Source organism: Streptomyces sp. NPDC057565 (assembly GCF_042801455.1).
GTDB lineage: Bacteria > Actinomycetota > Actinomycetes > Streptomycetales > Streptomycetaceae > Streptomyces > Streptomyces yanii.
Genome location: NZ_JBHVFU010000005.1, coordinates 251,136 through 269,788, shown reverse-complemented (window position 1 = coordinate 269,788; position 18,653 = coordinate 251,136). Strand labels below are relative to the sequence as shown.

The following is an 18,653-nucleotide window of genomic DNA, read 5'->3' as shown; positions in this document are numbered from 1 at the left end:
GCTCCACATACTGAGAGGAGCTCGCACAGTGGGCGCCCGGCTCGCTGATCGGACTCCGATGGCGCGAGCTCCTCTTAGGCTTGCCTAAGTTAGCATCTCAGGCCCGGAGAGTGGAGAGCAGCCGCTGCAGGGCGCCGCCCAGTCCCCACTGGCCGGCCAGCGCTTCGAGGGCGGCGGGGTCGCGCGGCTCGGTGGGCAGCGCCGGATCGAACGCGGGCAGAGGTACGTCACCCGCGACCCGGACCACGGTCGGCGCGACGGCCACGTAGTCCCGTGCCTCGTCGAGCCGCTTGCGCTGCGAGGGAGTCAGCTTCGCCGCCGGATCGTCCACCGCGGCCATGATCCCGGCCAGATCGCCGAAGGTGTCCAGCAGCTTCGCCGCCGTCTTCTCACCGATGCCGGGCACCCCCGGCAGCCCGTCGCTGGGGTCGCCGCGGAGCAGCGCCAGATCGGCATAGCCGGAGCCGTCCACCCCGTACTTCTCGCGCAGCCACGCCTCGTCCGTCAGCTGCAGCGACCCGACCCCCTTCAGCGGGTAGAGGACCCGCACCTCACGGGCGTCGTCGACCAGCTGGTAGAGGTCCCGGTCGCCGGTCACGATGTCCACCGGGCCGGTGGCGAGACCGGTCAGCGTGCCGATCACGTCGTCCGCCTCGTACTCCGCGACACCGACCCGGGCGATCCCGAGCGCGTCGAGCACGTCCTCGATGATCGGGACCTGCGGCGCCAGTGTGTCGGGGGTCTCCTCCTCGTCGGGCAGCCCGTCGGCGGTCTCCACCGCGACCCGGTGCGCCTTGTACGAGGGAATCAGCTCGACCCGCCAGTGCGGCCGCCAGTCCGCGTCCATGCAGGCCACCAGGTCGTCCGGCCGGTGGTCCTGGACGAGCCGCCCGATGAAGTCGAGCAGACCGCGCACGGCGTTCACCGGCGTGCCGTCCGGCGCGCGCACCGAATCGGGGACCCCGAAGTAGGCGCGGTAGTAGAGGGAAGCGGTGTCGAGGAGCATCAGGCGTCGCGTCACACCCCGATGATGCCGCACCTCACTGACACCGGCCGAGAAGTGAACTGGGTCACTGTTCTGTTTGGCTCGTGTAAGTGCGGGCAGGCGCGCCATCGGAGCGGACCACGTCGCCATTTCCACTGCAGCGCGTGCCAAGCGGACCGAATCCGCGCCGCTCCACGGTCTGCCGGAGGGGGTGGCAGACCGTTTTCGGTTCAACGCGTGAGGTGTATGTGTCAAGGCTGCAAGCCGACCACCTGTACAAGGTGTTCGGCAGACGACCCGATCAAGCCGTGCAGAAGCTCGAAAGCGGCGCGGATCGCGACGAGCTGCGCGCCGACGGAACGACCGCAGCGGTGATCGACGCCTCGTTCACCGTGGAACCGGGCCAGATCTTCGTCGTGATGGGTCTGTCCGGATCCGGCAAGTCCACGTTGCTGCGGATGCTCAACGGGCTGCTGGACCCCACAGCCGGACGTGTGCTGTTCGACGGCCAGGACCTGACCGCCCTGAGCCCCCGCGAACTCCGCGCCGTCCGCTCCTCGAAGATCAGCATGGTCTTCCAGCACTTCGCCCTGTTCCCGCACCGGAGCGTTCTGGAGAACGCCGCGTACGGACTCGAAGTGCAGGGTGTGCCGCGTGCCGAGCGCGAGAAGCGCGCCGCCGAGGCGCTGGAGCTGACCGGCCTCGCCGGCTGGGAGAAGTCCTGGCCCGACGAGCTGTCCGGCGGTATGCAGCAGCGCGTCGGCCTGGCCCGCGCCCTCGCCACCGACGCCGACCTGCTCCTGATGGACGAGTCGTTCAGCGCGCTGGACCCGCTGATCCGCCGCGACATGCAGGACCAGCTGCTGGAACTGCAGAAGCGGCTGAAGAAGACCATCGTCTTCATCACCCACGACCTCAACGAGGCCATGCGCCTCGGCGACCGGATCGCCGTGATGCGGGACGGGAGGATCGTCCAGCTGGGCACCGCCGAGGACATCCTCGTCACCCCCGCCAACGACTACGTCGCCTCCTTCACCCAGGACGTCGACCGCTCCCGGGTGCTCACCGCGGGCGCCGTCATGGCCGAGCCGCACACCGTCATGGGCACCACGGGCGACGACGGCGAGGAACTCCGTACGCCCGACGACGTCCTCAGGGCGGCGCCGGCCACGGTCTCCGAGTCCACGCCGATCATCGAGCTGTTCACGCCGTGCTCGCGCAGTGGCGTCGCGGTCGCCGTGACCGACGACAAGGGCAAGCTCGTCGGGGTCGTGCCCCGGTCCCGGCTGCTTGCCGTCCTCGGCGAGCCGATGACCCCCATCGAGCTCCCGCAGGACGCCACGACCACTGCGAAGAAGGTGGCCGCCGATGTTTAGGCTCCCGCTCGGTGAATGGGTGGACAGTGCGGTCGACTGGCTGCAGACCCACCTGGCCTGGCTGTTCGACGCGATCAGCTCCGTCGTCGGCGGCATGTTCGACGGCATAGCCGCCGTCCTCTCCGCGCCCGCCCCGCTGCTGTTCGCGGGCATCGTCGCGGTCATCGCCTGGTGGCTGCGCGGTCTGCTCGCGGGTGGTCTCGCCTTCGTGGGCTTCGCGCTCATCGACTCGGTCGAGCTGTGGGACGAAGCGATGGACACCCTCACACTGGTGCTCGTCGCGACGATCGTCACCCTGGTCCTCGCCGTCCCGCTCGGCATCTGGGCGGCCCGCTCCAAGACGGTGTCCGCGGTGACCCGGCCGGTCCTCGACTTCATGCAGACCATGCCCGCCATGGTCTATCTGATTCCCGGCGTCATCTTCTTCGGCGTCGGCGTCGTGCCCGGCATCATCGCCACCATCATCTTCGCGCTGCCCCCGGGCGTCCGGATGACCGAACTCGGCATCCGCCAGGTCGACGGCGAGCTCGTCGAGGCGGCCGAGGCCTTCGGCACCACCTCGCGCAACACCCTGCTGCGGGTGCAGCTGCCGCTCGCCCTGCCCACGATCATGGCGGGCATCAACCAGGTCATCATGCTCGGCCTGTCCATGGTGGTCATCGCCGGCATGGTCGGCGGCGGCGGGCTCGGCGGCTCCGTCTACCGTGCCATCGGCAACGTCGACGTCGGCCTCGGCTTCGAGGCGGGCATCTCCATCGTCATCCTGGCGATGTACCTGGACCGGATGACCAGCGCACTGGGCCGCGAGGTCTCCCCGCTGGCCCGCCGCGCCCTCGCCAAGGCCCAGTCGGTGGCCGGCGGACTGAAGATCTGGAACTACCGTCCGCAGCCCGCCGTCGCGGTCGTCGGCGTCGTCGTCCTCGCGCTCGTCGCCGGTGGCATGGGCATCTTCGGCTCCTCGAAGCAGGACACCGGTGCCGCCACCGACGCATCGAACGTCGGCAAGGGCCAGAAGATCAGCATGGGATACATCCCGTGGGACGAGGGCATCGCCTCCACCTTCCTCTGGAAGGAGCTGCTGGAGCAGCGCGGCTTCGAGGTCGACGTGAAGCAGTACGAGGCCGGTGCGCTCTACACCGGCATGGCGAACGGCCAGATCGACTTCGAGACCGACTCCTGGCTCCCGGTCACCCACGCCACGTACTGGAAGAAGTACCAGGACCGCCTGGAGGACATGGGCTCCTGGTACGGCCCCACCTCCCTGGAGCTGGCCGTCCCCTCGTACGTGAAGGGCGTCGACTCGCTCGACGACCTCAAGGGCAAGGCGTCCGACTTCAAGGGCCGTGTCGTCGGCATCGAGCCGAGCGCCGGTGAGACCGGGCTGCTCAAGGACAAGATCCTGCCGGGGTACGGCCTCGACAAGGAGTACAAGGTCGTCGACGGCTCCACGCCCTCGATGCTCGCCGAGCTGAAGCGTGCGTACGCCAAGAAGGAACCGATCGTCGTCCCGCTCTGGTCGCCGCACTGGGCGTACAACCAGTACGACCTGACCAAGCTCAAGGACCCCAAGAACCTCTGGGGCAAGGGCGACGGCATCCACACCCTGACCCGCAAGGGCTTCTCCGACGACAACCCGTACGTCGGCAACTGGCTGAAGAACTTCAAGATGACCGAGGACCAGCTCACCAGTCTTGAGGCGAAGATCCAGACGACCGGCAAGGGCAAGGAGCAGGACGCGGTCCGCGCCTGGCTGAAGGAGAACCCGGGCGTCGCCGACAAGTGGACCCCGGTCACCAAGGCGGCGAAGGGCGCGAGCGGCAAGGACGAGCGCGACCGCACCGTCGAGATGGCCTGGTTCCCGTGGGAGGAGGACATCGCCGCCACCTACCTGTGGAAGGCCGTCCTGGAGGAGCGCGGTTACAAGATCAACCTGAAGCAGTTCGAGGTCGGTCCGATGTACGCCGCGATGTCCCGGGGCCAGCTCGATGTGCAGTTCGACGGCTGGCTGCCGTACACCCAGAAGAACTACTGGAACAAGTACGGCTCCCGGCTCACCGACCTCGGATCGTGGTACGGGCCGACCTCGCTGGAGGTCGCCGTCCCCTCGTACGTCAAGGGCATCAAGTCCTACAAGGACCTCAAGGGCCGTGGGGACGAGTTCAAGAACCGCATCGTCGGTATCGAGCCCGGCACCGCCACCATGGCCAACCTGAAGAACAACGTGCTGCCCGCCTACGGCCTCGACAAGGAGTACAAGGTCGTCGACAGTTCGACGCCCTCGATGCTCGCCGAGCTGAAGCGCGCGTACGCCAAGAAGGAGCCGATCGCGGTTCTGCTCTGGACGCCGCACTGGGCGTACAACCAGTACGACCTCACCAAGCTGACGGACCCCAAGAAGGCCTTCGGCAACGGCGACACCATTCGCACGATCGCCAGCAAGGACTTCCCGAAGAACTACCCGCAGCTCACCAAGTGGTTCAAGGACTTCAAGCTCGGCGAGCAGCAGCTGGCCGGCCTGGAGAACGAGATCCAGAAGCGCGGCACGGGACACGAGGAAGAAGCCGTGAAGGCCTGGATGGACAAGAATCCGGGCATCGCGGACAAGATGGCTCCCCAGTAAGGTCTGAAGCACCGTGAAGGGGTGGCACTGCCGGTCGGCGGTGCCACCCCTTCCGGCTGTTCCGGCATCCATTTACCGGCCGTCCTTGCCCAACCTTGTGCGTAAGGTGCTGGCAGCCGGAAGGATGACGAGTCGGGAGGGAGCCGGACATGGACGACAAGGACACACTCCGCGTGGGCGCCGCGGTTCGCCGTCGACGAAGAAGCCTGGGGCTGACACTGGCCGCGGTCGCGGGCCGCAGCGGCCTGTCCGTGCCGTTCCTCAGCCAGATCGAGAACGAGCGGGCCCGGCCCAGCGCCCGGTCGCTGGACCGGGTGGCCGTTGCCCTGGAGACCACCACGGCACGGCTGCGCGCCGCCGCGGACTCCGCGCGCTCCGTCGACGTGGTCCGCGCGGGCGAGGACGACGGGGTACGCAGAGTGGTGCGGGGGCGGCACCAGCTCAGCGCGCTGGAGTTCACCGGCGAGATAGACCTCGGGCGGGAGTTCCAGCACCGCAACGACGAGGTGATGTACGTCGCGGAGGGCGCCGCCGAGGTGGAGGCGGAGGGGCAGGCGTACCGGCTGGAGCGCGGCGACACGCTGTTCCTGTCGGGCGGGGTACGGCACCGCTGGCGGGCCACGATGCCGGGCACCCGGCTGCTGGTCGTCGCGGTTGCCGAGCACATCGACGCCACGAACGACCCGAGGCGCTGAGACACCGGTGCCCGTGGAACGTGTCGTCTCCCTCGTCCCGTCGCTCACCGAGGCCGTCGCCGCCAGCGCCCCCGGCCTCCTCGTGGGCGTCACCGACTGGTGCACCCATCCGGCCGGTCTGACCGCCGCACGCATCGGCGGCACCAAGAACCCCGATGTGGCCGCGGTCCTCGGGCTCCGCCCCGATCTCGTCCTCGCCAACGAGGAGGAGAACCGCGCACCCGACCTCGCCGCGCTCCGGGCGGCCGGGATCACGGTCCTCGTCACCGAGATCCGCACCCTCGACCAGGCCTTCGCCGAACTGCACCGGGCGCTGGTGACCGGCTGCGGGCTGGGCCGGCCCGACTGGCTCGACGCGGCCGAGGCCGCCTGGGCGGCGCTCCCGCCGCCCGCTTCCGTACCGCGCCGCGCCATCGTGCCGATCTGGCGTCGGCCCTGGATGGTGCTCGGACGCGACACCTTCGCCGGTGATCTGCTGGCCCGGCTCGGCGTGCGGAACGTGTACGCGGACCACGCCGAGCGCTACCCGCGCATCCCGCTCGACGAGCTCAACGCGAGCGGCGCCGACCTGGTCGTGCTGCCCGACGAGCCCTACCGCTTCACCGCGACCGACGGACCCGAGGCGTTTCCCGCGCTGCCCGCCGCACTCGTCGACGGGCGCTATCTCACGTGGTACGGACCGTCACTGGCTGCGGCGCCTGCGGCGCTGCGAGCAGCGCTCCGCTGAACAGCCCGCGCAGCGTGCGCAGCCCGGTCACCGCCCAGGCCGTCACCAGCAGCACGTACAGTGCGACGGCCAGCCAGGTGAACGCCGTCAGGCCGGTGTGCCGGGCCAGGCCCGCGGCGCCCGTGACACACGTACCGACCGGGAAGGTGAACCCCCACCAGGTCATGGCGAACGTCATGCCGCCCCGTACCGCGCGCACCACCATCGACGCGGCCAGCGCCAGCCACAGGAGCGCGAACCCCATCACCGGCACCCCGTAGAGCACGGCGAACGCCCCGAGCGCGGAGGCGTACGGCGCCCCGATCGCCCCCGGCGCCACATCGGCGAGCTGACCGACCGCGGTCGTCGATTGGCCCAGCGGACCGAGGACCAGGAACAACGTGGGGGTCAGAACGAGGGGCAGCGGACCCTGGTGGACCAGCCGCGCGAAGATCAACGGCAGCATCACCAGCGTCGCCAGAAGGCTCAGCCCGAACATCGCGTAACAGGCGAGCAGCATCCCCTCCTGCAACTGGCCCGAGGGAAGCTCCGGCACCAGCAGCGGGCCGAGTGCCGCGGACACCATCGGCGCCACCACCGGCAGCAACCAGACCGGCGACGCGGTCCCGGGCGCCGGGCGGTGGCGTACGACCATCAGATACGGGATCGCGACCGCTGCGGCCAGGCCGATCGCCGTGCCCGCGGTGTACAGCACCACGTTCGAGGCGAGGGCGGCCCGATGCCCGATGACGTCCCGGCCGACCGTCATGGTGGAGCCGCCGACGGCCAGCAGCGCCATCGAGAGGCAGCCGTAGAACGGGGCGACGGCCGGGTCGAGGAGATGGGCACGGGCCTGGTCGCGGTGGGCGAACCAGTGTCCGGCGCGGGCGGCGAGCACCGCCGCGAGCAGCACCGCCGAGAGCGCCCACACCACCGTGCAGGCCGCCCGCAGCCCGGGCACGTGCACGGGAAGCGCCGCGCCCGCGCCGGCCACGATGGCCGTGCCCATGACCGTCGCGTACCAGTTGGGGCCGATGTGTCGCAGAGAAGGAAGCCGCACAGCGGCGGAGTACGGGGCGCTCGTCTGCGCGCGGGTCTGCGGAAAGATGGCCATGCCACGATCTTTGTTCCGGGGGCCGTCCCCCACCAGGGAGCTTGTCTCTATGAGGTCATAAGCTGGCTTTATGCCCAAGGACGCACCCACACCCGCCCTCCTGTCCCACCGGGTCCCCGACCTCGGAGCGCTGGAGCTGCTGCTCGCCGTCGCCCGGCACGGCAGCCTGGGACGCGCGGCACGGGACGTCGGCATCACCCAGCCCGCCGCCAGCAGCCGCATCCGGTCGATGGAGCGACAGCTCGGTGTGGCCCTCCTCGACCGGTCGCCGCGCGGCTCCCGGCTCACCGACGCGGGCGCGCTCGTCACCGACTGGGCGCGCCGGATCGTCGAGGCCGCCGAGGCGTTCGACGTGGGCGCGCAGGCCCTGCGCGACCGGCGTGACTCCCGCCTGCGGGTCGCCGCCTCCATGACCATCGCCGAATATCTGCTGCCCGGCTGGCTGATCGCACTGCGCACCGAACGGCCGGACACCGCTGTCTCGCTGCTCGCGGGCAATTCGGCGGCGGTCGCGGGGCGGCTGCTCGCCGGCGAGGCCGACCTCGGATTCGTGGAGGGGCTGTCCATACCGGAGGGCCTCGACGGCACGGTCATCGCGCACGACCGCCTCGTCGTCGTGGTCGCCCCGTCCCACGCGTGGGCCCGCCGCCGCACACCGCTGACGCCGCAGGAACTGGCCGCGACCCCACTGATCCTGCGCGAGCGCGGCTCAGGCACCCGACAGGTCCTGGACGCGGCACTGGCCGTCCACGGCGGGCTGGCGCAACCACTGCTCGAACTCTCCTCGACGACAGCGGTGAAGGGCGCGGCGGAGAGCGGTGCGGGACCGTGCGTCCTGAGCGAACTGGCGCTGGGGGAGGAGCTGTCCTCGCGGCGGCTGGTGAAGACCCCGGTGGCGGGGGTACGGCTCCGACGCCAGCTGAGGGCGGTCTGGCCTTCGGGACACCGGCCGACGGGCCCGGCTCGCGACCTGCTCGCGCTGACGGCGCGCGAGGCGTAGTGCGGCAGCGGGAGGGGACCGGGCGCGCAGGGGCGGCGGCGCCGGGGTGGCTGCGTGGCCGGCTCGGACGGCGCACGCCGTAGCCCGCCGACCGGCGCGCGGTCAGCCCCGCTTCGACGCCGCCACCAGTGCCCGCATCACCCGCAGGTCGTCCCCCATCTCCGGATGCCACTGCACCCCCAGCGCCCACCGGGCCCCCGGCAGTTCGACCGCCTCGACCGTGCCGTCCGCAGCATGGGCGGACGCGACCAGGTCCGGGGCGAGCACGTCCACGGCCTGGTGGTGGTAGGTCGGCACGGAGGACTCCTCGGGCACGATCGACGCGTACAGCGTTCCCGGAACCGGCGTCACCGGGTGCTCGCCGAGGACGCCGGGCGTGCCGAGCGGGTTGGTGTGCCCGTCCAGGTGCTGGGTGAGGGTGCCGCCGAGCGCCACGTTCAGCAGCTGCATGCCGCGGCAGATGCCGAGCACCGGTGTGCCGGACTGCAGGGCGGCGTCGAGCAGCGCCAGCTCCCACATGTCGCGTTCCCGGGCCGGCGGTCCGGTCCTGGCATCGCGCTCCGCGCCGTAGCGTACGGGCTCGACATCGGCGCCGCCCGCGACGACGAGACCGTCCAGCCGGGCCACGGCGGCCGCCGCCCGCGCCGGGTCGTCCGGCGACAGCAGGGCGGCGAGGCCGCCGGAGCGCTGGACCAGCCGCGGATAGGCGGACGGGAGCAGGGCGGCGGGGAGCTCCCAGACACCCCAGCGGGCGACCGGCTCCAAGTAGGTGGTGACGCCGATGAGCGGTACGGACATGGCGGGGCCCTCCCGTCGGCCGCCTGCGGGCGGACCCGGTTCAATGGTGCTGAGAAATACCTTTGCGTTTCGGTGGGCTGCCGCGCAAGCGGTCAGGCCAGGAATCCGCGCAGCAGCGCCGCCGTGCCCGCGCAGTGTTCGCGCATCAGGGCGCGCGCCGCTTCGGCGTCCCCGTCGAGCACCGCTTCGACGAACGCGGTGTGCTGATGCTGCGAGTGCTCCAGGTTCCGCACGAGCAGCGGTATGCAGTCCAGCAGGTCGTTCACCGTGGCCCGGACGGCCGCGTACTGCGCGGCCAGCGTGGCGGATCCGGACAGTTCCGCGAGTGTCAGGTGCAGGAGCGTGTCGCGCCTGCGGTAGTCGGGCAGAGGTGCATCGTGTGTCGCAGCCAGAGCCGTACGCAGCCGTTCCGCGCCCTCGTCCGTCAGCCCGTGCGTGGCGCACAGCTCGGCCGCTCCGGTCTCCAGCACCTCGCGGAAGCGCAGGACGTCCTCGAGGTCGACGGCCGCCACCCGGCGGCGCAGCTCGTCCTCGCCGGGGCTGCCGGTGCGCGGGAGCACGAACGTACCGCCGTACCTCCCCCGTCTGCTCTCCACCAGCCCCTGATCCTGCAGCACCTTCAGGACCTCCCGCAGAGTGACGCGGCTGATCCCGAGCCGCTCGGCGAGCTCGCGCTCCGCGGGCAGTCGCTCGCCGCCCGGCACCAGACCGAGCTTGACCACCTGCAGGATCTGTTCGAGGGCTTCCTCGAAGCCGTTGCCCGCCCGCACGGGCCGCAGGACAGGCCGCAGCGCCGGCTGCAGCCCCTCGATGGGCTCGCTTCCCTCCGCCACGTCCCGGCATCCCTTCCCAACAATGGTTCTCAGCCCTACCTTATGACTTCCGGCTGACCGAAGGAGGATCTTCCCGTGGCAGACCGCACACCCCCGCTCGCGGTCGAGGAGCTACGGCTTCTCGTCGAGAGCGGTGAGATCGACACCGTCGTCCTCGCCTTCCCCGACATGCAGGGACGGCTGCAGGGCAAGCGGTTCGCCGCCGCGTTCTTCCTCGAAGAGGTCATGGAGCATGGCACCGAGGGCTGCAACTACCTGCTGGCCGTCGACACCGACATGAACACCGTCGACGGCTTCGCGATGTCCTCCTGGGAGCGCGGATACGGCGACTTCGCCATGCACGCCGACCTCACGACCCTGCGCCGGGTCCCCTGGAACGACGGCACGGCCATGGTCATCGCCGACCTCGCGTGGGAGGACGGCTCGCCCGTCGTCGCCGCACCCCGCCAGGTCCTCCGCCGCCAGCTGCAGCGCCTCGCCGAGCACGGTCTCACCGCCCATGCGGGCACCGAGCTCGAGTTCATCGTCTTCAAGGACACCTACGAACAGGCCTGGAACCGCAACTACCGCGATCTGACCCCCGCCAACCAGTACAACGTCGACTACTCGGTCCTCGGTACCGGTCGCATCGAGCCCCTGCTGCGCCGCATCCGCAACGAGATGGCGGCCGCGGGCCTGACCGTCGAGTCCGCCAAGGGCGAGTGCAACCCCGGCCAGCACGAGATCGTCTTCCGGTACGACGAGGCCCTGGTCACCTGCGACCAGCACGCCGTCTACAAGACCGGCGCCAAGGAGATCGCCGCCCAGGAGGGCGTCGCGCTCACCTTCATGGCCAAGTTCAACGAGCGCGAGGGCAACTCCTGCCATATCCATCTCTCGCTCCAGGACACCGACGGGCGCAACGTCATGGCGGGCGAGGACGGCGGCATGTCCCCGATGATGCGCCACTTCCTCGCCGGACAACTCGCCGCTCTGCGCGAGTTCTCCCTCCTCTACGCGCCGAACATCAACTCGTACAAACGCTTCCAGCCCGGTTCCTTCGCACCCACCGCCGTCGCCTGGGGTCACGACAACCGCACCTGCTCGCTCCGCGTCGTCGGCCACGGCCGTGCGATGCGGTTCGAGAACCGGCTGCCCGGCGGCGACGTCAACCCGCACCTCGCCGTCGCCGGACTGATCGCCGCCGGTCTCCATGGCATCGAGCAGAAGCTCGAACTACCCGAACCCTGTGAGGGCAACGCCTACACCGCCGCGTACGACCACGTCCCCACCACGCTCCGCGAAGCCGCCGAACTCTGGGAGCGGAGCGAGGTGGCGAAAGCGGCCTTCGGGGAGGAGGTCGTCGCGCACTACCGCAACATGGCGCGCGTCGAACTCGACGCCTTCGACGCCGCAGTGACCGACTGGGAGCTCCGCCGCTCCTTCGAACGTCTGTGAGGCACGACGTGACCACCGAGATCACCAAGACCGCCGAGATCACCGAGCACCTGGTTCTCGACCCCGCGACCGAGGAAGTCGTGGCGACCGTCCCGGCCACCACCGCCGCCGAGGTCGACGCGGCCGTCGTACGGGGAGCCACCGCGCAGCACATCTGGGCGGCGGCGGCCCCCGCCGACCGCGCCCGGCTGCTGCGCCGCTTCGCCGTCGTCGTCGACGAGCACCGCGAGGAACTGGCCCGGCTGGAGGTCCGCGAGGCCGGTCACACCCTCGCCAACGCCCGCTGGGAGGCGGGCAACGTCCGCGATCTGCTCGACTTCGCGGCCGGGGGAGTGGAGCGGCTGAGCGGCCGGCAGATCCCGGTCCCCGGTGGCATCGACCTCACTCTGCTCGAACCCCTCGGTGTCGTCGGCGTGATCGCCCCGTGGAACTTCCCCATGCCGATCGCCGCCTGGGGCGCCGCCCCCGCGCTCGCCGCCGGCAACGCCGTCATCCTCAAACCCGCCGAGACCACCCCGCTCACCGCACTGCGGCTCGCCCGGCTGGCCGTGGAAGCGGGCCTTCCCGAACACCTCTTCCAGGTGCTGCCCGGCGCGGGCGACGTGGCGGGCAACGCCCTCGTCGAGCACCCCGGCGTCGCCAAGATCGTCTTCACCGGCTCCACCCGCGTCGGCAAACAGATCATGGCCAGGTGCGCCGCGCGCGTGAAGCGGCTGACCCTCGAACTCGGCGGCAAGAGCCCCAACATCGTCTTCGCCGACGCCGACATCGAGGCCGCCGCGGCCGCCGCTCCCATGGCGTTCCTCGACAACGCGGGCCAGGACTGCTGCGCCCGTACCCGCATCCTCGTCGAACGCTCCGTCCACGACCGCTTCCTCGGACTCCTCGCCCCCGCCGTCGCCTCGGTCGTCGTCGGCGACCCGTCCGACGAGAAGACCCGGATGGGCCCGCTGATCTCCCGGACCCAGCTGGAACGCGTACGGTCGTACGTCCCCGAGGGCGCGAGCGCGATCCGCGGCAACGCCCCCGAGGGCCCCGGCTTCTGGTTCCCGCCCACCGTGCTGACCGACGCCGACCCGGACTCCCCGGTGGCCACCGAAGAGGTCTTCGGACCGGTCGCGGTCGTCCTGCCCTTCGAGGACGAAGCGGACGCGGTGCGACTCGCCAACGCCACCGAGTACGGCCTCGCCGGCTCCCTCTGGACCCGTGACGTCGGCCGCGCGCTGCGGGTCTCCCAGGCGGTGCGGGCCGGGAACCTGTCCGTCAACTCCCACTCCAGCGTCCGCTACTGGACCCCGTTCGGCGGCTACAAGCAGTCCGGTCTCGGCCGGGAACTGGGCCCCGACGCCCTCACCGCCTTCACCGAAACCAAGAACGTCTTCATCAGCACGGAGGCCTGAACCCGCATGACCACAGACACCGAGAACATCTGCCGCCGCCTGGTCGGCCGCACCGCCGTCATCACCGGCGCCGGCAGCGGCATCGGCCTCGCCACCGCCCGCCGCCTGGCGTCCGAGGGCGCCCACGTCGTCTGCGCGGACATCGACGAGATCGCGGGCAAGGCCGCGGCCGACGAGGTGGGCGGCCTCTTCGTACGCACCGATGTCACCGACCCCGAACAGGTCGAGGCGCTCTTCAAGGCCGCGTACGACACCTACGGCTCCGTGGACATCGCCTTCAACAACGCGGGCATCTCGCCGCCCGACGACGACTCCATCCTCACCACCGGACTCGAGGCGTGGAAGCGCGTCCAGGACGTCAACCTCACCTCGGTCTACCTCTGTTGCAAGGCAGCCCTTCCCTACATGCGACGGCAGGGCCGCGGATCGATCATCAACACCGCGTCCTTCGTGGCGATCATGGGTGCGGCCACCAGCCAGATCTCGTACACCGCGTCCAAGGGCGGCGTCCTCGCCATGTCCCGCGAGCTCGGCGTGCAGTTCGCCCGCGAAGGCATCCGGGTCAACGCACTCTGCCCCGGGCCGGTCAACACCCCGCTGCTCCAGGAGCTGTTCGCCAAGGATCCGGAGCGCGCGGCCCGCCGGCTGGTGCACATCCCGGTCGGCCGGTTCGCCGAGGCGACGGAGATCGCCGCCGCGGTCGCGTTTCTCGCCAGCGACGACTCCTCGTTCGTCAACGCCACCGACTTCCTCGTCGACGGCGGAATCTCCGGCGCGTACGTCACGCCGGTCTGATCCCGTCCGCTTCCGTGCGGGACGCGCGGCCGGGCAGACGCCGGTGCCTGCCTCAACCAGCCTGCCCGGAGCCCCTGTTGACAGCGGAACTCTAGAGTGGAGGCATGAGCGACGCGACTCCGCCCGGCTGGTATCCGGACGCCGCCGCACCGGGCACCGACCGGTGGTGGGACGGCACGGCATGGACCGCCCACACCCGCCCGGACGCCGCCGCACCGCAGCAGCCGGTCCCGCCCCCGTACACGAGCCACGGCAGCAGTGGCGGCGGCGGGGGCGGCACCCGGGCCGTCGCGATCGCACTGGCCGGACTGGTCGTCGTCGGCGCTGCCGTCACCGGAGCCGTGCTGCTGGGCAGGGACGACAGCGGTACGGGGCCGAAGTCCGCGCCGAGCAGTGCGGCACCGTCCCCGGCCGCCACCACCCCGACCGCCGCCGTGGACAGCCCCTCGCCCGACCCGAAGCTGCTCGTCGACCAGCTGGGCGGCATCACACTGCCGATCCCCGAGGGCTGGGAGAAGCCGGAGCGCACCGTCGAGAAGGTGCTCACCATGCGCACCGCCCTGTCCTACACCTGCCCCGGCGACTCCTCCGACTTCTGCTACCACGGCACGGTCACCTCCCGTACCGCGAGCGAAACGGACATCACCTCACCCGAAGTCCTGGCCAAGCAGGACATCGGCACCGCGGCCGACGCGGCGTACGAGGAGAACGTCGTCGGCGACCGGATCCACGGCGGCATCACCTCCCACAAGCTGCTTCGATCCGCGTCCGTGAGCGTGGGGGGACGCACGGGCTACGAGGTGCGCTGGCAGGTCACCACGGGCAAGGGGCCGGGCGGCTACGTGCAGTCCCTCGTCTTCCCGTCGACCGTCGGCAGCGAATCGCTGGTCATCGTGCGCTACGCCTTCGACGCCGGCCCCGACGGGCCGCCGCTCTCCCTCATGGACACCCTCACCCAGGGCATCCGGCCGATCGACGACAGCGAGACGAGCGGCGGCGTCGGCAGCTCCGTGGCCCCCTGATCCCCGCGCCTCGGCCCCCAGGTCAGAGGAACGTCTTCCCCTCGCCCCGGTACGTCGGCACGGCCGCCGTCACCCGGTCGCCCTCGATCAGCTGCAGCTCGTCGAAGCGCTCGCACAGCTCGCCGGCCTTCGCGTGCCGGAACCACACCTTGTCGCCGATCAGCAGATCGTCGGCCGGGGCGCCGAGCAGCGGCGTCTGCACCTCGCCCGGACCCTCCTGCGGGTCGTAGCGCAACCCCTCCGGCAGATACGGGACGGGCAGCCGGTCCGCACCCGCGGCCCCCGAGGCCGGGTAGCCGCCGCCGAGCACCGTCACCACACCCACGCCGGGCCGCCGCACCACGGGTTGCGCGAACAGCGCCGCCGGGCGGGCGGTGAACGACGTGTAGTTGTCGAACAGCTGTGGTACGTAGAGCCCCGACCCGGCTGCGATCTCGGTCACCGCGGACTCCGCCGCCGTATGCTGCACGCTGCCCGTGCCACCGCCGTTCACGAACTCCAGGTCCGGCGCCACCGCGCGCACCGCCCGGACCACCTCCGCGCGCCGGGCCGTCAGCTCCTTGCGGGCCGTCGCCTGCATCAGCCGGATCGCCCGGGACCGCAACGGCCGGCCCGCGACCGCGTCCCCGACCCCGGCGATGTGCCCCTCGTACGCCATCAGACCGACCAGCCGGAAACCGGGCCTGCGCGCCACCGAGCGCGCCAGCTCCGCCAGCTGGGCGGGGGAGCGCAACGGCGAACGCCGCGCCCCGATCCTGATCCGGCCGCCGAGCAGCTGCAGCGAGGTGTCCAGCTCCAGACAGACCCGGATCTCCTCCTGGCCACCGGCCCGCGCCGCGTCGATCAGTTCCAGCTGTGCGTGGTCGTCCACCATCACCGTCACCGCGGCGGCGAGCTTCGGGTCGGCGGCCAGCTCGGCGAAGGCGGACCGGTCGGCCGACGGGTAGGCCAGCAGGACGTCGTCGAACCCTGCCCGGGCCAGCCACAACGACTCGGCCAGCGTGAACGACATGATCCCGGCGAAGCCCGGCCGTGCGAGCACCCGCTCCAGCAGGGTCCGGCAGCGCACCGACTTGCTCGCGACCCGGATCGGCTTTCCCGCTGCCCGGCGGACGAGATCATCGGCGTTCGCGTCGAAGGCGTCCAGATCGACGACGGCGATCGGGGCGTCGAGGTGGGCGGTGGCCCGGTCGTAGCGGGTCCGGTCAGCGGCACGGGCAGTCATGGCCGCAGCTTGCCAGACGTCACTACCGCTGGGTAGGGGGATGATCCGGGCAGATCTCCCGGGCCGCGACGCCCCGCTCCCGCCCGACCCCTCCCAACCCGTAGAGTGACGAGCACGCGGTGACCAACGGGCCTGCCTGTGACGGTGATCCGCGAGCGGTACGGAACGTGGACCAGGGGGGCGGATGAGTACCGAGGCGCAGCGCGCTCCCGTGCCGCCCCGCCCGACGACGCCACCCCACCCGGCCGGACCCCCGGACGAGTCGGGGCACATGACGGAGCCGCCGGCCCCGACCCTGCCCACCGCGTCCCCGGACCGGGCGACCCCGGGCCCGAATCCGGCGCAGCATCCCGTTCCGCTGCAGAGCCAGAGCCAGAGCGGTACCGAGAGCCGCCCCCAGAGCACGGTCCCGGAGCAGAGGCCCGTGGAGACGACCACGCGGCTCCGTCCCGTGAGCCCGGTCGCCGCCCCCGGCCCTGCCCCCGCACCCGTTCCGCCCCGCCCCGAGGCGCCACCCGCCGCGACCCGCCGCCGGCCGGTCGGCGCCGTGGACCTCACACCGCGGCCCGGCGCGATACCGCCCCCACCCCACCCGGGCGGTCATGTCCCGTATCCCCACGGCCACCGCCCGTACCCCGGTCCCGAGACGCCCACCGAGACCACCACCCGGCTGCGCCCCGTCCCTGCCCGTCATCCGGCCAGGACCGCGGCGGCCGCGGCCTGTGTCGTGCTCGGGCTCGGGCTGATCGGCGGCGCGGTCACCGGGACCTATCTCACCAGCGAATCCTCGGCCGATCCCGGCGCCCGTGACCCGTATGTCACCGGCCGCACCGCCTGGCGTGACATCCCCGTGGACACCCTTTTCCCGCGCACCCTCAAGGGCGAAGGCGCGGGTCCCGGCGGCGCGGACCGGGTCTGGACCCGGATCGGCGTCGCCCCGGACAGCGGCTGCACGAGCGGGCTCGACCCCCTGCTCCTCAGGACGCTCCGACCGGTCGGCTGCGAACGGCTGCTGCGAGCCACGTACGCCGACGCCACCTCCAGCAGCGTCACCACGGTCGGCATGGTCTTCACCGAGGGCGGAGCCGACGCGATGAGGGCGCTGAGCATCCGCTTCACCGATCAGCACCTCGACACCCGCACCGACCTCATGCCCCGTACGTACGCCGTCAAGGGCACCGCTGCCGCCGGGTTCGGCAACGGGCAGCGCGCCGCCTGGACCGTCCATGTGCTGACCGAGGTACCGGTCGTCGTGTTCGCCGTCTCCGGCTTCGCCGACGGGCGTACGGTCACCGATCCGCAGCCCGCCGCCGACGCGCTGGCCGCGGACTCCACGACGGCCGTGGCGCAGGCAGGTCTCGGTCATGAGGCCAAGGGCATCGCCGACCGGATCGAGCGCGGAATGCGCCGGACCGTCACCGACCTCTCGGAGAAGCCGCAATGAGCAGCCGCCACCGCCGCCGCGCACTCGGCGCGGTCTGCGCCGCCACCGCTTTCGCGCTGCTGCCCGCCGTCCCCGCCCGCGCGGACACGATCCGGCCCCAGCAGTGGGGCCTCCAGGCGCTCCACACCGACCGGGTCTGGCAGACCACCAGGGGCAAGGGGATCACCGTCGCCGTCGTCGACACCGGGGTCGACGACAGCCTCCCCGACCTGGCGGGCCAGGTGCTGCCCGGCAAGGACATGATCGGTTTCGGCGCCCGGCGCGGCGACCGTTCCTGGGCCCGGCACGGCACCGCGATGGCCGGCATCATCGCGGGCCGCGGTCACGGCGTCGGCCGCGGTGACGGGGTGCTCGGCATCGCCCCCGAAGCGAAGATCCTTCCGGTCCGGGTGATCCTCGAAGCCTCCGACCCGTCCCGCGCCAAGGCCCGCCGGTCCCGCGGTACGGCGCTGGCCGACGGCATCCGCTGGGCCGCCGACCACGGCGCCGACGTCATCAACCTCTCCCTCGGCGACGACAGCGAGTCCGCACACCCCGAGGGCGGTGAGGACGCCGCCATCCAGTACGCGCTGAAGAAGGGCGCCGTCGTCGTCGCCTCGGCGGGCAACGGGGGCGAGAAGGGCGACCACATCTCGTATCCCGCCGCCTACCCCGGTGTGATCGCGGTTGCCGCCGTCGACCGGTACGGCACGCACGCTGCGTTCTCCACCCGCCGCTGGTACGCCACCGTCAGCGCCCCCGGCGTCGACATCGTCGTCCCGTCCCCCGACCGTCACTACTACATCGAGTGGGGAACCTCGGCCGCCTCCGCATTCGTCTCCGGCGCGGTCGCGCTGGTCCGGGCCGCCCACCCGGGACTGTCGCCCGCCCAGGTCAAGAAGCTCCTCATGGACACCGCGCGCAACTCACCCGAGGGCGGCCGCGACGACTCCCGGGGCTACGGCATCGTCGACCCGGCCGCCGCGATCAAGGCGGGCGGCACGCTCCGCCCGGCCGGTCTCAAAGCCGAGTCGGCCGCGTCCGATGGCTCCGCCGAAACCGGCTACGGCAAGCGGTACTTCGGCCCCGGGCCCACCCCGCAGCCCCAGGACGAAGCTCCCGCCGGCTGGCTCGCCCCGATCGCGGGCGGTCTCGGAGCCGTGCTGCTGGCGCTCGCCGTACTGCTGTGGCGCGGCAGGAAACCCTTCGTGCGCCGCTGAAGCA

At 71.6% G+C, this 18,653-nt stretch carries 16 protein-coding genes; 11 read left to right on the top strand and 5 right to left on the bottom strand.

The genetic code is table 11. From position 1 onward, the window contains the following. Positions 1-97 precede the first annotated feature (97 nt). Positions 98-1,006 carry a 5'-3' exonuclease gene (locus ACFU8W_RS13705; protein WP_345513242.1) on the bottom strand — a complete coding sequence of 303 codons (909 nt, stop codon included), beginning with the start codon at positions 1,004-1,006 and terminating at the stop codon, positions 98-100. 287 nt (positions 1,007-1,293) lie between these two features. Here ACFU8W_RS13705 and ACFU8W_RS13700 point away from each other — a divergent pair, with 287 nt between their 5' ends. From ACFU8W_RS13700 to ACFU8W_RS13685, 4 genes are all read left to right on the top strand, one after another. Further along, a complete protein-coding gene (locus tag ACFU8W_RS13700; protein ID WP_345513067.1) occupies positions 1,294-2,361 on the top strand; it encodes a glycine betaine/L-proline ABC transporter ATP-binding protein in 1,068 nt (355 codons plus the stop codon). Then, entirely contained in the window at positions 2,354-4,981 is a 2,628-nt protein-coding gene (locus tag ACFU8W_RS13695; RefSeq protein WP_384035848.1) for an ABC transporter permease/substrate binding protein, read from the top strand. Before ACFU8W_RS13700 ends, ACFU8W_RS13695 begins: the two co-directional genes overlap by 8 nt. Before the next feature lie 149 nt (positions 4,982-5,130). Then, positions 5,131-5,676, top strand: coding sequence for a helix-turn-helix transcriptional regulator (locus tag ACFU8W_RS13690; protein WP_345513069.1), 546 nt, complete (start codon positions 5,131-5,133; stop codon positions 5,674-5,676). A gap of 7 nt (positions 5,677-5,683) precedes the next feature. After that, entirely contained in the window at positions 5,684-6,403 is a 720-nt protein-coding gene (locus tag ACFU8W_RS13685; protein WP_384035844.1) for a helical backbone metal receptor, read from the top strand. On the opposite strand, the gene ACFU8W_RS13680 is transcribed toward ACFU8W_RS13685, so the two are convergent. Then, the gene (locus ACFU8W_RS13680; RefSeq protein ID WP_384035841.1) at positions 6,342-7,496 is read right to left on the bottom strand and encodes a TDT family transporter; all 1,155 of its coding nucleotides are present in this window, start codon (positions 7,494-7,496) and stop codon (positions 6,342-6,344) included. The two genes, ACFU8W_RS13685 and ACFU8W_RS13680, sit on opposite strands and share 62 nt — an antisense overlap. 70 nt (positions 7,497-7,566) lie before the next feature. Here ACFU8W_RS13680 and ACFU8W_RS13675 point away from each other — a divergent pair, with 70 nt between their 5' ends. After that, a complete protein-coding gene (locus ACFU8W_RS13675; protein WP_384035838.1) occupies positions 7,567-8,496 on the top strand; it encodes a LysR family transcriptional regulator in 930 nt (309 codons plus the stop codon). A 102-nt stretch (positions 8,497-8,598) separates the two neighbouring features. Here the strand turns inward: ACFU8W_RS13675 and ACFU8W_RS13670 are convergent, their stop codons facing one another. Both ACFU8W_RS13670 and ACFU8W_RS13665 read right to left on the bottom strand, forming a co-directional pair. Next, a complete protein-coding gene (locus ACFU8W_RS13670) occupies positions 8,599-9,294 on the bottom strand; it encodes a gamma-glutamyl-gamma-aminobutyrate hydrolase family protein (RefSeq protein WP_384035835.1) in 696 nt (231 codons plus the stop codon). Between the two features lie 92 nt (positions 9,295-9,386). Then, complete coding sequence (locus ACFU8W_RS13665) at positions 9,387-10,127, bottom strand: FadR/GntR family transcriptional regulator (protein ID WP_384035832.1); 741 nt, start codon at positions 10,125-10,127, stop codon at positions 9,387-9,389. A gap of 75 nt (positions 10,128-10,202) precedes the next feature. Between ACFU8W_RS13665 and ACFU8W_RS13660 the strand changes: the two genes are divergently transcribed. From ACFU8W_RS13660 to ACFU8W_RS13645, 4 genes are all read left to right on the top strand, one after another. After that, positions 10,203-11,564, top strand: coding sequence for a glutamine synthetase family protein (locus tag ACFU8W_RS13660; protein WP_345513076.1), 1,362 nt, complete (start codon positions 10,203-10,205; stop codon positions 11,562-11,564). Between the two features lie 8 nt (positions 11,565-11,572). After that, a complete protein-coding gene (locus ACFU8W_RS13655; protein WP_384035829.1) occupies positions 11,573-12,964 on the top strand; it encodes an aldehyde dehydrogenase family protein in 1,392 nt (463 codons plus the stop codon). Between the two features lie 6 nt (positions 12,965-12,970). After that, on the top strand, positions 12,971-13,759 hold the full coding sequence (locus ACFU8W_RS13650) for a 3-oxoacyl-ACP reductase (protein WP_376666161.1): 789 nt from the start codon (positions 12,971-12,973) through the stop codon (positions 13,757-13,759). A gap of 104 nt (positions 13,760-13,863) precedes the next feature. Continuing rightward, on the top strand, positions 13,864-14,781 hold the full coding sequence (locus ACFU8W_RS13645; RefSeq protein ID WP_384035825.1) for a DUF2510 domain-containing protein: 918 nt from the start codon (positions 13,864-13,866) through the stop codon (positions 14,779-14,781). Between the two features lie 22 nt (positions 14,782-14,803). Here ACFU8W_RS13645 and ACFU8W_RS13640 read toward each other — a convergent pair whose 3' ends face one another. Further along, entirely contained in the window at positions 14,804-16,006 is a 1,203-nt protein-coding gene (locus ACFU8W_RS13640) for an amino acid deaminase/aldolase (RefSeq protein WP_384035822.1), read from the bottom strand. A gap of 547 nt (positions 16,007-16,553) precedes the next feature. Here ACFU8W_RS13640 and ACFU8W_RS13635 point away from each other — a divergent pair. Both ACFU8W_RS13635 and mycP read left to right on the top strand, forming a co-directional pair. Continuing rightward, complete coding sequence (locus ACFU8W_RS13635) at positions 16,554-17,450, top strand: hypothetical protein (protein WP_384036206.1); 897 nt, start codon at positions 16,554-16,556, stop codon at positions 17,448-17,450. Continuing rightward, complete coding sequence (gene mycP / locus ACFU8W_RS13630; RefSeq protein WP_384035819.1) at positions 17,447-18,649, top strand: type VII secretion-associated serine protease mycosin; 1,203 nt, start codon at positions 17,447-17,449, stop codon at positions 18,647-18,649. The genes ACFU8W_RS13635 and mycP overlap by 4 nt, the downstream gene beginning before the upstream one ends. The last annotated feature ends 4 nt before the right edge of the window (positions 18,650-18,653 follow it).

Excerpts from the sequence above, each read along its gene's own strand:
- ACFU8W_RS13675 (WP_384035838.1), top strand. The coding sequence starts at position 7,567 with ATGCCCAAGGACGCACCCACACCCGCCCTCCTGTCCCACCGGGTCCCC.
- ACFU8W_RS13650 (WP_376666161.1), top strand. The coding sequence starts at position 12,971 with ATGACCACAGACACCGAGAACATCTGCCGCCGCCTGGTCGGCCGCACC.
- ACFU8W_RS13690 (WP_345513069.1), top strand. The coding sequence starts at position 5,131 with ATGGACGACAAGGACACACTCCGCGTGGGCGCCGCGGTTCGCCGTCGA.
- ACFU8W_RS13640 (WP_384035822.1), bottom strand. The coding sequence starts at position 16,006 with ATGACTGCCCGTGCCGCTGACCGGACCCGCTACGACCGGGCCACCGCC.
- ACFU8W_RS13680 (WP_384035841.1), bottom strand. The coding sequence starts at position 7,496 with ATGGCCATCTTTCCGCAGACCCGCGCGCAGACGAGCGCCCCGTACTCC.
- ACFU8W_RS13705 (WP_345513242.1), bottom strand. The coding sequence starts at position 1,006 with ATGCTCCTCGACACCGCTTCCCTCTACTACCGCGCCTACTTCGGGGTC.
- ACFU8W_RS13645 (WP_384035825.1), top strand. The coding sequence starts at position 13,864 with ATGAGCGACGCGACTCCGCCCGGCTGGTATCCGGACGCCGCCGCACCG.
- ACFU8W_RS13695 (WP_384035848.1), top strand. The coding sequence starts at position 2,354 with ATGTTTAGGCTCCCGCTCGGTGAATGGGTGGACAGTGCGGTCGACTGG.
- ACFU8W_RS13670 (WP_384035835.1), bottom strand. The coding sequence starts at position 9,294 with ATGTCCGTACCGCTCATCGGCGTCACCACCTACTTGGAGCCGGTCGCC.
- mycP (WP_384035819.1), top strand. The coding sequence starts at position 17,447 with ATGAGCAGCCGCCACCGCCGCCGCGCACTCGGCGCGGTCTGCGCCGCC.